11 protein-coding genes are annotated in these 12,572 nt (G+C 60.2%); 4 read left to right on the forward strand and 7 right to left on the reverse strand.

Annotated elements, in window-relative coordinates; translation table 11 throughout:
* Nucleotides 1-1,759, reverse strand: a 1,759-nt coding sequence (locus tag AC0L14_RS09040) for a GDSL-type esterase/lipase family protein (RefSeq protein WP_473749221.1), incomplete at its 3' end; no start/stop codon positions are given.
* A gap of 43 nt (nucleotides 1,760-1,802) precedes the next feature.
* Entirely contained in the window at nucleotides 1,803-2,183 is a 381-nt protein-coding gene (locus AC0L14_RS09045; protein ID WP_473484940.1) for a hypothetical protein, read from the reverse strand.
* Between the two features lie 482 nt (nucleotides 2,184-2,665).
* On the opposite strand from AC0L14_RS09045, the gene AC0L14_RS09050 reads away from it, so the two are divergent.
* The 3 genes from AC0L14_RS09050 to AC0L14_RS09060 all read left to right on the forward strand — a co-directional run bounded on the left by AC0L14_RS09050 (nucleotide 2,666) and on the right by AC0L14_RS09060 (nucleotide 6,144).
* Complete coding sequence (locus tag AC0L14_RS09050) at nucleotides 2,666-4,387, forward strand: hypothetical protein (RefSeq protein ID WP_473638964.1); 1,722 nt, start codon at nucleotides 2,666-2,668, stop codon at nucleotides 4,385-4,387.
* Entirely contained in the window at nucleotides 4,374-4,652 is a 279-nt protein-coding gene (locus AC0L14_RS09055; protein WP_473484944.1) for a DCC1-like thiol-disulfide oxidoreductase family protein, read from the forward strand. The genes AC0L14_RS09050 and AC0L14_RS09055 overlap by 14 nt, the downstream gene beginning before the upstream one ends.
* Nucleotides 4,653-4,800: 148 nt before the next feature.
* Nucleotides 4,801-6,144, forward strand: coding sequence for an SGNH/GDSL hydrolase family protein (locus AC0L14_RS09060; RefSeq protein ID WP_473749222.1), 1,344 nt, complete (start codon nucleotides 4,801-4,803; stop codon nucleotides 6,142-6,144).
* Nucleotides 6,145-6,203: 59 nt separating this feature from the next.
* On the opposite strand, the gene AC0L14_RS09065 is transcribed toward AC0L14_RS09060, so the two are convergent.
* A complete protein-coding gene (locus AC0L14_RS09065) occupies nucleotides 6,204-7,244 on the reverse strand; it encodes an EscU/YscU/HrcU family type III secretion system export apparatus switch protein (protein ID WP_473749224.1) in 1,041 nt (346 codons plus the stop codon).
* 84 nt (nucleotides 7,245-7,328) lie between these two features.
* On the opposite strand from AC0L14_RS09065, the gene AC0L14_RS09070 reads away from it, so the two are divergent.
* Nucleotides 7,329-8,132, forward strand: a complete 804-nt coding sequence (locus AC0L14_RS09070; RefSeq protein WP_473484950.1) for a tetratricopeptide repeat protein — start codon at nucleotides 7,329-7,331, stop codon at nucleotides 8,130-8,132.
* Nucleotides 8,133-8,226: 94 nt separating this feature from the next.
* On the opposite strand, the gene AC0L14_RS09075 is transcribed toward AC0L14_RS09070, so the two are convergent.
* Genes AC0L14_RS09075 through AC0L14_RS09090 form a run of 4 tightly spaced genes read right to left on the reverse strand, consistent with a single transcriptional unit; the run spans nucleotide 8,227 to nucleotide 12,561 of the window.
* Nucleotides 8,227-8,673: a hypothetical protein gene (locus AC0L14_RS09075; RefSeq protein ID WP_473484952.1), complete on the reverse strand. Its 447-nt coding sequence runs from the start codon at nucleotides 8,671-8,673 to the stop codon at nucleotides 8,227-8,229.
* Nucleotides 8,674-8,686: 13 nt separating this feature from the next.
* Nucleotides 8,687-10,036 carry a type II and III secretion system protein family protein gene (locus tag AC0L14_RS09080; protein ID WP_473484954.1) on the reverse strand — a complete coding sequence of 450 codons (1,350 nt, stop codon included), beginning with the start codon at nucleotides 10,034-10,036 and terminating at the stop codon, nucleotides 8,687-8,689.
* A 57-nt stretch (nucleotides 10,037-10,093) separates the two neighbouring features.
* Complete coding sequence (gene sctV / locus AC0L14_RS09085; RefSeq protein ID WP_473749226.1) at nucleotides 10,094-12,253, reverse strand: type III secretion system export apparatus subunit SctV; 2,160 nt, start codon at nucleotides 12,251-12,253, stop codon at nucleotides 10,094-10,096.
* Nucleotides 12,250-12,561 carry a tetratricopeptide repeat protein gene (locus AC0L14_RS09090; RefSeq protein WP_244602868.1) on the reverse strand — a complete coding sequence of 104 codons (312 nt, stop codon included), beginning with the start codon at nucleotides 12,559-12,561 and terminating at the stop codon, nucleotides 12,250-12,252. The genes sctV and AC0L14_RS09090 overlap by 4 nt, the downstream gene beginning before the upstream one ends.
* Nucleotides 12,562-12,572 lie beyond the last annotated feature (11 nt).

Here is a 12,572-nt window from a genome sequence, read left to right on the forward strand (position 1 = left end):
TCAGGAAGAGGTTTTCGATGTTGTCGGCCAGGGTCCAGTTTAGATAGGCGTGCGTCTCGTCAATGCCGCCATTGGTCTCTTCGATGGTTTTGTCACTGGCGTTGTCGACATAGTAGACGTCATCACCCGCGCCGCCGACATGCGTGTCGGCGCCCGCTTTTCCGTTCAAGATGTCGCTGCCGTCCATTCCATAAATGACGTCCGCACCGGAGCCGCCGGTAAGCGTATTGTTGCCGTCGTCCCCTACGATTGACCCCGGCGGCGGCTCATCGAGTGGATCGATCCAGACGAAATCCGAACTGCTCAAGGAGGCGCCGGTTACGCCTTTCAGGAGAACAGTGTCACTGTCGGAGAAGACGACCAGCGTGTCGCTCCCGACCTGCCGGAGCTCGCTGTAGTTTTGGTATCCTGAAATCTCCAGGAGATCATCGCCGGAAAGGTCGAAGTCGGTGACGGTGTCGTGGCCATGGCCGGCGGCGAAGACGAAGCTGTCGTTTCCCGTTCCACCGGTGAGGATATCGGTGCCAAGACCACCGACGAGCCGGTCCGACCCGCCCCGGCCGTCCAGCCGATCTGCGCCGCCGAGGCCTTCGAGCGTGTTCGCTGCGCCGTTGCCCACCATGGTGTTGGCGAGCCCGTTGCCTTTTCCCGCCAGATTGGCAGCCGACCTCAGGAAGAGGTTTTCGATGTTGTCGGCCAGGGTCCAGTTTAGATAGGCGTGCGTCTCGTCAATGCCGCCATTGGTCGCCTCGATGGTTTTGTCACTGGCGTTGTCGACATAGTAGACGTCATCACCCGCGCCGCCGACAAGCGTGTCGGCGCCGACCCCGCCGATGAGCTGGTCGGAGCCGCCGCGGCCCTCCAGCAAATCATCGCCCGCCAGCCCATCCAGCACGTTGGCTCCCTCGTTTCCGCCGAGTTGGTCGGCAAAGGAAGACCCTGTAAGATTTTCAATGCCGGTGAAGGTATCGCGGTCTCTTCCGATGCCGGTCCCGTCCAGCCTGAAGTGTTCCTCCAGGGCATCTATCCAGTGCGCGGCGATTTTCGCATAGCCATCGGCAGTCGGATGCAGTCCGCTGTCAAGCGGCGGTGCTGTGATGTCATCCGGCGTCAGATCACGCATGTCGACAAAGATGACCTTATGCCCTTGGGCGGCCAGTTCAGAGATCAGGCCGGGCATTGCATCGTTATACGCATCGACACGGTCTGCACGCGCTTGTGACTGTTGGCCGACGCGAACGGGAGGCAAGGATCCGACGAAGACGGTTAAAGCGGGATCGCTGGAGGTCAGGCTGAGCAAAAGGGTGCGCAGATCCTGCAGCATCGTTGGCACGCTATCGGTCGAGCTGTCATTTGTTCCGGCGATCAGCAGCACGGCGTCGGGTTTCGTAGCTGCCACAACATCGTTGTCGATGCCGTTCAGTTGATTGAGCGTCCAGTTGCGATGGCCTTCGTGATCCCGATCGCCCATGGTGGCGGGGCCGTTGGACGAGGAACCGACGAAGTCGATCTTCACATTGAGTGCGCCCAACTGTTCCAGCATAAACTTCCGATATCCGCCGCTTTCGGTATCGGAAGAGCTCGCGATCACTCCATATGTAATGGAATCGCCCAGCGGCAGTATCGACAGCAACTTGTAAGCATGACCGGAAGCCAAATCGGCGATGACTCCACGGGACGAAGCGCCGTAAGTGACTGCGTCCGAACCGGCACCGCCGGCGAAAGCGTCTGGACGGCTGCTATCATAGAACACCGTCATAGTGTTTTCTCCACCTGGCAAAGCTTCTCGCGGGCATCACCGCCTAGGCCGCGCAGCAGAAAGGCTCGAGATCGTCACAGCTGATCGGCCAGTCGAGACCGATGCCGCAGAGGCCTTTCAGCCTGAAATCGTTAGTATGGAACGGCGGCATCTGCCCGAACCCGCAGTTGGTTCCGCCTTTCAGGCCGATCGTGTAATTCCACGGTCTGCCGGAGTAGGTGTCCTCGTCTCGGATATTGCTGTTTACGCCGCGTTCGAGCTGACAATCATGCGTGTTGTGGCGCCCCCATTCGAGGACGGGAACGCGAGCTTTCCTCCGTCTGACGAGTTGCTGCAGGAAAAACGCTGAATCGAAGCCAGCGCCGATCACGACGATATCATAGTGCTCGTCGCCGACCTGTTTGCCTCGGATATCGAGTACCATTGTTTATGGCCTCTGCAGCCACTGATACCTGCACCTGACGCCGATGCGATCGGTTTCCTGCAGGTCAGCGAGACAAATTCAATGTTGCATCGCACTCTTAGGCACTGCAACATAATATTTGCCACTACTTTGGGTAGTTATGCAACATTTTTTTGAGCCTCCAATACCCTGGCTCGACACCGGGCATGGTGACGAGGGCTGGGCGATCGCTGTTGCTGTTATTATACTAAATTGCGACAGATCGGCGATTTAACGCGGGCATTTATCGACAATTGGTGCAATTGCGCGCGCGCATTGAGCCAGGCGGCATCTTGAACTTTCGTCGTTGCCTGTGCGTTTAGGTTGTAGTAGCGTCCTGTTGCAGTGCAGCAATATCCCGACCGCAATGTGCGGCCGCGTGAGGGCTCATCCCGTCACCGGAAAGGTGAGCACCGAAACCGAATAGGTGAGGCGAAAATTCCGGAAGACGGGAGAAGCATGGTATGAGCATCGGAGCGGGCAGCGCCCGGCGTTGGCCGTCAGTCGGCATCGAGCGTTCACCCGTTGAGCGTTATGTCCTTGCAGCCTTTCTTTTTTTCCCGTTCCTGTGCGGGCTCGTTCCGATCCTGTTGTACGAGAACGCGGCATCCCGCGTGGCGTGGCACGATCCTGCCCTCGCCACGGTAAGCGCCATCGGGTTGGCTCTACTTTGCTGCCTTTTTGCATTCGTGCGCTATCCCGCCGAGGCGCGGGCTGCGCGAATTATCGTCGTTGGCCTGGCGATAACGCTGGGTCTCTTCAGCTTCGGGCTTGGAGACGAACTCGGCATTGCCGACGCAGCTCGTGCCGACGCGTTGGGCAATGTACTCATCTATTCTCGCCTGATCGCGCTAGCGGCGGCCGTTTTTTCGATCCTGCGGCCATCCTTTGCCATTTTCCCGATGGTCTATTTCGCCTTTCACAAGGATGTCACACGGGCAGTTTCCGGTGCAGCGGAACTGGGCCGCAACGACTATGCGCCCTTGATTGAGGTCGGTCTCTTCCTGGCCTGTGGCCTGTTGGCCCTTGGCCTGCTGCAGAGTTTGAGCCGGCTGAAGCTCTTCACCAGGAACCTGCCCAGCCTTAACGAACTCGGAACCAGGGAGTTCGCGGCCCAAGCTGCCGGCATATTGCTGCTTGCCGGGATCGGCGCCCATTTTGGCAACTACTTCATGTCCGGGATGGCCAAGGTCACGCTTGACGGAGGGCCGATGAGCTGGGTCCTGGAGAACCCGACCAGTTCTATAATGCTGGCCGGGTACGGGTTAGGCGCGGCCCCGTTGGGCTTTTCCGAATCCTTGCTCGCTCATGCTTATGAAGCAGTCAGGGCGGTCCAGATTCCGATGAATGTCGTTATCCTTGCTGCGCAGCTTCTATGCTTTCTCGCGTTTTTGCGCCGGCGATGGCTCATCGGCCTGACCGCGTTCTTCGATCTCATGCATATCGGGATCTTCCTTCTGAGCGGCGCTCTTTTTCTGCACTGGATCATCTTGAACAGTCTGATCGTCGCGGCCCTGACGAGAATGAAGGAAAATTCGTTTTCAACAATTGCCGTCGTAACCGGGATTGTTGTCACGATATTCGGCCACGCGGTCTTTTATAACGCGCGGCTCGGCTGGTACGATTCAAGGCAAATCCGGCAAGCACATTTCGAGGCGCTGACGAAGGAAGGTGACTGGGTGCGGGTCGCACCGAGCTTTTTCCGCGACGCCTCCTATCTGCTCTATGGCCGTCACTTCGGCTATCAGGAATATCGTCGTGAATCCGGCCACGTTCCGACCTCAGCTTGGGGCCAGATCGGGATCAGGCAGGTGCAGCCAAAGTCGTCGGACGTTGCCTCGTCCAACTATGAGGTCATGAAGCTTACCAAAGAGTGTGCCTATCCAGTCGAACTGCCAATCACGCCGCCTGACTACGATGCGACCCGCCCGGCGCCGTTTATTCTTGGGCAGCACAATCGCGCCGCGAACTTGGCGAACTCGACTGTTGCGGTCAGTTACAACTTCTATCCACACCATCATTATTCCATGCCGTTCCTGCACCGCGCTTTTGAGGCGCTGGAGCCTCGCGACATCGTGGCGTATCGATACCTGGTCGAAACCGTCTGCCTGGATGTCGCAGACGGCAAGGTTATGCGGCGGCTCATGACCCAGACACTGGGGCCCAGAATCGATGTCCGCCAGTGAATCCGGAGAGGGCGTCGCGATCGTTTATGACGGCGAATGCCCGTTCTGCAGCCAGTACGTCAAGATGGTCAGGCTTCGTCAGGCCTTCGGACATGTTCGACTGATCGATGCCCGGTCCAGTGATCCAAAGGCTCTGGAGGCGCGCGACCGTTTTGATCTCGACGACGGCATGGCCGAGATGCGTGCAACCTTGCCGTTTGAATCGGTCGGCGGCGACGAGCACAGAGCCAACAGCGGACGTTTAGTGCGCGAGTTCCGACTATAAGGCAGCACCCAGTTTCCACTCTCGCAATCCTTGCTCCTGACGCTGGTCCAAGATCGCAACGGAAGTTCAATTTCTTTCCCTGTACAGCCCGTCATAATAATAAGGGTGGGCGGCGGCATTACCAGCATGTCTCGAGGAGGAGATAAAAATGCGGCTCGATAGGTGTTTTAATTTTGCAGGTAAGGTTTCATCGGCGCTTTCTGCCGCAGCAGGAAGGAAACGGCGTCTGCGTCAGACTATCCTGATATGTGCGGCTGTGGCGGCCGGTTCAGCGATCGCAGGTTTTTCGGCACAAGGCACCGAAACGGGAGCCTGGATCACCACTTGGGCTGGCACACCGGCTCCGCGCTGGTCGGATGATCTTCCTGCGCCTTTCGGAGTGCCGGAGGTATTGGAGAATCAGACCGTCCGCCAAGTTGCCCGCATCAGCGTTGGCGGCAATAGCGTCCGGGTCGTCCTATCGAATGCTTTCGGCGACAAGCCGCTGACTATCGGCGCCGGCAGCGTGGGAATAGCAGGCAAGGACGGCGACGTCGATCAGGCGACGCTGAAGCCCATCACCTGGGGCGGCAAGAGTTCTGTGGTCGTTCCGCCGGGAGCCCCGATCCTCAGCGACCCCGTCGCCCTCCCGGCAGAAGCGCTTTCCGAAATCTCGGTCAGCATCTTCCTGCCGAAGAAGACGGCGCTCTCGTCGGTGCATTGGGACGGTGTGCAAACCGCCTATATCTCCGGCCCGGGCAATTTCACAAACGACGCAGCGTTCAAGGCTGACAGCACGCTCAAATCGCGCCTTTTTCTGAGCGATATATGGGTTGACGCCGCACCGGAATCGCAGGCGATCGTGTTTTTCGGGGATTCCATCACGGATGGAAATTGCTCGACTCCCGACGCCAACAATCGCTGGCCAGACCATATCGCCAGGCGATTGCAGGAGGCCAACCGCAAGGTCGCGGTGGTTAACGAAGCTTTTTCGGGCAATCGGGTGTTGACCGACGGTATGGGTGTCAATGCTCTGGCACGTTTCGATTCTGATATCCTGAGCCATCCCAAAGTCTCGACCGTCGTCGTAATGATGGGCATCAACGATATCGGCTGGCCCGGCGAAAATGCAATTACGCCGGACGACAAGCAACCGACCGCCGAAGAGATTATCACCGGATACAAACAGCTCATCGACCGCGCGCATGCCCATGGCGTACGCATTGTCGGCGCGACGTTGACTCCTTTCGCCGACACCTTCAAAGGGCTTCCTACCGAGGGTTACTACACACCCGAGAAGGAAAAGATACGCGTCGCTGTGAACGAATGGATCCGCACCGGCGGTGGCTTCGATGGCGTGATCGACTTCGACAAGGTGATGGAAGACCCGGCCAAGCCTGGATACCTGCGCGACGGCTACGACTGCGGCGATAACCTCCATCCCAACGACGCTGGATACAAGGCGATGGCGGACGCGGTCGATCTCGACGTCCTTTTGGGTCCAGCCAAATAGGTCGCTGCTGACCTTGCCGCCCTGCTTAGGCATTGCGGCAAGGTCGGTTCGAGCATGCCTCAAGTGAGCCCGAGCCGGACAAGATGGCGTACGACCGGTGAGAACATTTCCTGACCGATGTAAGCTCCGGAGTTCGTATTTTCGAAGAGTGGGCTGGCGACGGCCGCATCCTCGACCACGGGAATACCTGCCTGGCGTGCTTGAGCCATCATCTCGTCGGCCGCTCGGCGCTGGCCCTTGCCGACGACCGTCGGCACCGGCGTTTCACCCTTGACGTAACGCAACGCCACTGCGCGGTCGCCAGCCACGAAGACGATGACCGCGTTTTTCACGCCCAGCTTCGCAGGTTGCATCACGGTCTCACGCCGCTGTCGCTGCTGTTCATGCCGAATCAACGGGTCGCCTTCGAGGTCCTTGTGTTCGCGCTTGTATTCAGTTGTCGTCATGCGCATGTCGCGCAGGAACAGCCAGCGCTGAATGGGAACATCGATCACGCCGATGACGACAAAGGCCAGGGCGGCGGCAATTCCAAGTGGTGTCAGCACCGCCTTGATGATCGGCTCCAGGCATGACGGAGCGCATCCTGGAGCATCGAAGAGCGGCTGCAGCCACGCGATCAAAAGGAATGCGAAGAGGCTGGCCAGCAATACCACCTTGGCCAGACCTTTGGTGAACTCGATGACGTTGCGCAGCGACAGGATCTTCTGAAGGCCCTTGGCCGGGTTTATGTGATCGAATTGCGGCTTGAGCGGCTCAAACGAGAAGACCGGCCCGAACGTCCCCAGCATGCCGAAGGCCACGGCGAGAACGACAACGATTCCGACGAGCGGCAAAGTGGCAAGCATCAGCAATGACAACGAATGGCGGATGGCCCGCTGGCTGATTTCCCCGAACGAATCGCCGGGGGCGGTCACGGTCTGCACGAGTTCCGAAAGGTGCTCGACGAGCGTTGGCCAGGCAAAACAAAGATAGCCAAGTGCTGCGAAAAGCGTGAAGCCGGAGCCCAGGTCGCGGCTTTGCGAAACCTGGCCTTTCCGGCGAGCGTCGCGAAGCTTCTTGTCGGACGCCGGTAGTTTCTTTTCCTCAGCTTCTTCGGCCATGTTGCAATCTTATCGCACTGTTGTGGTTCCAGTCGGCCAAGGCCGTGTGTAAGGTGCGTCGGGCTTGAATACGGAGAGGTGGATATGCGGCTGCACGTCGTGTTCTTGCCCGTCGTCGCCATGCTGGCGGCGGCCGGTTGTCAGACGACCAAAACCGACACCGAGCAGGCAAAGGCGCAAGGCCCGTCGTCGCAATCCGAGCGTCTGATCAAGCTTGCGGACGATATACATGCGCAGGGAGACAGTGGCACCGCAATCGCGCTCTACCAGCGCGCGGCAGCGATGCCTGATGCCAAGCCGAGCGCCTTCGTCAAGGCGGGCGAGGCCTATATGCGAGCCGGCTATCCCGCCGAGGCGGCCAGAGCCTATCAGGCCGCGCTCGCAAAAGCGCCCAATGACGGAGGGGCAATGCTCGGGCTTGGCTCGGCGATGATGGAAACGGGCGATATCGATGCCGGCATGCGCGCGCTCGCGCAGGCCGCGCCGCTGGTCAATACTAGCAGCGCCTACAATCGGTTGGGCGTGGCGCAGACATTCGCCGGTCAGACGGGGGAGGCGCAGACCACTTTTGCTCAGGCGTTGAAACTTGCGCCGGGGGATCTCGACGTCGAGAGCAACATGGCGTTGGCCGCGGCGCTCGAAGGCAATTCCACCACAGCACTCCCGCTGGTCCAGAAGATCTCCGCCGCACCCAATGCGCAGTTGCACCACAAGCGCAACGTCGTGGTGGTCTACGGACTTCTTGGCCAGGCCGATCAGGTCAGGGCCTCGCCGCCGATCGGCCTGGCGACCAAGGAGGTGAATACCTTGCTTGCGCGTGCCAGAACCATCCGGTCGAAGGGCAGCACACAGGCCAGGGCGAAAGCGCTCGGCTCTATCCTCGGCTAGCGCAGCGAACCGGAACGCGCGAAGCCGATTTGGGTCGAGCCCGACGCCAAAACAACCGGATAAAGTAGTGCACCGCGGGCAAGGCCGCATCGGCTCACTCGACCGGGAGCGTTGTTTGCGGCGTCAGCGGCCCGCTATTGGCTCCACCCATGGGAGCCTCTTCGCCTTTGAGGTAGCGCCGGGCGGCATTTGCAGTCGGTGCGGCCGCCGCCGCCCCCATGCGCCGGCCCTCGACGAGGTCACGCTGGCTTTCGGCCATGCGTTGAAGGTTGTAGGCGTTGGCGCAACCGGACGGCAGGTGGGAGCCGACGCCGGAGACGATCGTCAGATCGGTCGCAGCGGCAGAACGGTCGTCATCGGCCGGTTCGTTCAGACATGCATTGGGAGCAAGCACGGAGCCGCTGACGCCCTTCTCTGAGCCGCCGGTGTCGGTCGAAACATAGCTGTAGCCGGGAGAATAGTCCTGCGACTGTTGCGGGTTCGCGCAGCCGACCAGAAGCAGCGCTGGAAGAACAGAGCACAAAGCGATGCGAAATGTCATGTTCCGTTCCCCACTACTTGATGATCAGGCCCATCGCCGATGCGTCATTGGCGCGCTTCCTGTGCCGCTTGGCTGCCGGACGATCGAGCGGCGTGGCGAGACTGTCGCGCACCGGCTCGACCAGATAAGGCGTGATCAGGATCACCAGTTCCGTCTCTTCGCGCTGGAAACGCTGTGACTGGAAAAGCGGGCCAAGGACCGGCACATCGCCGAGAACCGGAAACTTTTCCAGATTACGCGAGGTCCGCTGCTGGAAAAGACCGGCGATCGCAAAGGTCTGGCCGCTCGCCACTTCGACCGTGGTGTCGGCCCTGCGCACGACGAAACTCGGCATGGCGAAGCCATTGGCGCTTACTGAGCCTGCTTCCGACAAGGAACTGACTTCCGGCTGGACATGGAGCGCAATACGATTGCGGCCGATCAGCGTAGGGGTGAACCCGAGGGAAACGCCGAAGGGCTTGTACTCAACGGTAACGACGTCAGTTCCTTGCGGAATCGGAACCGGAATTTCGCCGCCGGCAAGAAAGCTTGCGGTCTGACCGGTCATCGCCGTCAGGTTCGGTTCGGCCAGTATCTTGACGATGCCGTTGCGTTGCAGCGCTTCGATGAGAATGTCGAAGTTGATGCCATGCGTCTGGTCCATGTTCAAACCGAAATTACCGGTGCCGGAGGGCACACCATTGTCCTGGAACATGTTGAATTCGAAACCGCCGCTCCTGTACCCGACAGACCAATCGACGCCGTACGACTGCAGTTCAGTGCGTGAGACTTCGGCGAAGCGGACCCGGATGTTGACCTGCTGCGACCCCTGCACGGTCATGTCGTTCAGCGGCGGCTGATCCGGCGGCGAGAACGTACGGGCGATGTTGTCGACATCCGTTGCCTCTTCGACGCCTCGTGCCTCGCCGGTCGCAACAATGCGGGTTCCGAAAATGGAGAGATTTGTCGCCGAGTTCGGCTGCATTGCGTCTTTCGCTTCGTTGGCAGGCGTGACATCGGGGGTGACGCGGAACTGGGCCGTTGCCTCGACCCGCTCATCGGCTGTGATTGCAATGAGGTTGGTCAGGCCGGGCTTTAGGCCGAAGACATAGACCATTCCCGGCGACACGACCTGAAGGTCCGCGATCGTGGTGTCCGCGATCAGGACGGATTCGACGGGTTCATTGAAGCGCAGCAGGCGTCCTTGCCCGACCGGCAGGTCGACCGTTGGCTTGCTCGGCAATGGCGACATGTCCTGTGCCATCGTGTCGGCAAGTGTGAACAAAAGCGCCAGCAAGACGCCAACCGTCGCGATAGCGAGCCAGCGCATCCGCCCGGCGAAACTGGCGGATCGAACGCCTGCTGCGGTATCGTGGATTGTCATGCCGTTCCCCTCTTGAGCATGTAGTTCCCCCAACTGTCCCTATCCGTCCGGCCGGCGTCATGAGGCTGCCTCTTGTCCGGCTTTCGCCGCAGCCGATGGCAGCGACTGCGAGGCATTGCGTGCCATGCTCGAGCGCCCGGCTATCGTGGCCAATGGCTGGACGTTGAATTCCTGTGCGAGTTCCTGGAAGGACAGAACCGGGAGTTCAATGGCATTGTGCGTGAGCAGGCTTCGCATGTGACGGCGTACATCCATCGCCGCAAGGACGATCGGTGAGACATCGGTGGCGTGCTGCGACAAGGCGCGTTCGATTTCGGTGACCAAAGCCTGCGCAGCGTTATCCGAAAGGTTCAGGAACGTGCCGGTCGATGTGCTTTGCACCGCGTTTCGCAGGATATCCTCGGCCGAGCGCTGCAGAACATAGGCTGCGATGATGTTGCTGCGGCCAGCGAAGCGGAAGCTGATCTGGCGTTTCAAGGACGTGCGGATGCATTCCGTAAGCAGGACGACGTCCTGTTCGCGTTGACCCCATTCGATCAGCGCTTCGAGGATCAGGCGCAGGTTGCGGATCGGCACGTTTTCGCCGACGAGTCGCCGAAGCACCTCAGCGATTTTCTGCAGCGGCACGATCTCCTGCGCCTGTCTGACCAGATCCGCATATTCCGGCTCCATCTCCGACAGGAGCCTGCGGGTCTCCTGGATCCCGACGAAATGGCCAGCATAGAGCCGAAGTGCATTTCCGGTCCATTTGGCCGCTGTATGCGCCGGTGTGGAGAAGACGAAGCCGGCTTCCTTCAATGCCGAAATGTGGCGATCATCGACCCACATGAATTTGCGCTGACCGGCAATCTGAGAACCTTTTTCGTAAGTCACATCGAGCAGATCGAGATTCGTTGGGTCCGCTTCGACAAGAACGCGGTCGGCGGGGATTTCGGCATCCAGGATGGGTGCCCCCTCCAGATCGATGCGCATGCCTCGCGCTGAAAGCATCTCGTCGACCTGCAGGCCGATAGCGGGAACGTCGACACCGAGATCGCCGAAGAGTTCGCGGCGCACGCCGTCGGCGAGCGCGGCGAATTCGGGTTCCGGGATTGAGCGTCCGAGTTCGGTTCCGAAGCGTACGACGATGCGGTACGAAGAAGGCAGTGTTTCGATGGGGTTTGCTGAAAGCGCCGGATTTCCCGGTTGTTCGGCCATGCCTGCCTGGCCGATGTCTTTGATCTCAGACTCCCGGGCGGTGCGGCGATTGATTGCATAGGCGCCCGCGCCGAAGCAGGCGCCAAGGATCAGGAATACAATGGACGGAAACCCCGGCACTATGGCAAGGCCGACCATGATCACTGCCGCGAGCGCGAGAGCGCGGGAGTCCCGCAGCAACTGGCTGGTTATTTGCCTGCCAAGGTCGCTCGTGCCGTCGGCGCTGCCGACGCGCGTCACCATCGTGCCGGCGGCCACGGCGACGAGCAGCGCCGGTATCTGCGCGACCAGCCCGTCACCCACGGTGAGCAGCGAGTAGGTCGCGGCGGCGTCTCCCAGCGACATATCGTGCTGCAGCGTTCCGATCGCGAAACCACCAATCAGGTTGACCAGAATGATGACAATGCCGGCTATGACGTCGCCTTTGACGAATTTCATGGCGCCGTCCATCGCGCCGAACAGCTGGCTCTCGCGCTCAAGCTGCTGGCGCAGACGGCGTGCCTCCGCCTGGTCGATGTCTCCGTTGCGCAACTCCGCATCGATGCTCATCTGCTTGCCCGGAAGCGCATCAAGGGTGAAGCGCGCGGCAACCTCGGCAACGCGTTCCGCACCCCGCGCAACCACGATGAACTGCGCGACGGTGATGATCAGGAAGACGACGAGGCCCACCGCAATACTGCCGCCGACGACGAAAGTACCGAAGGCGGAAACGATCTCGCCTGCGTCGGCCTGAAGCAGGATCAGTCGCGTGGTCGTGATCGTGATCGCCAGCCGGAACAGGGTAGCGATGAGGATGACCGATGGCAGCGACGAGAACTGGAGCGGATGAGAAACGTAAAACGAAGCCAGCAGGATAAGCACGCTGACGGCGATATTGGCAGTGATGAGAATGTCGACGAGGAAGGTCGGCAAGGGGATGAGCATCATCACCACTGCGACGAGCATCAGGACGGCAATGACCAGATCGCTGCGGCGGGACAGCTTGGCAAGGAAGTGCAGAAGTCGCTCCGACACCGTCATTCGGCGGCTCGATGCGATAGGAAGCTTCGCAAGGCATTGTGCGCCTCGGCCCTGCGGCCGGCCACAAGCAACGCGCGGCTCTTCAGCAGCGCTAGTGTCGGGTGGTCCATTCCCTCCAGCGTCTCCAGCCTGGCAATTGTTGCAAGCGCTTTGTCCGCTTCGCCATCGAGTATGAGCAGATGCGCCAGTGTCCGCAGGACGCCGGCATTTCCCGGCGACAGCTGTGCGGCGATAAGCAGGTATGCCGCGCCCCGCTTTGCCTGCCCGTGACAGCCGTAGAGATAGCCCAGGACATGCAGCAGATGCACTGTGTCACGCG

It is taken from the genome of Mesorhizobium sp. WSM4841 (assembly GCF_055811515.1).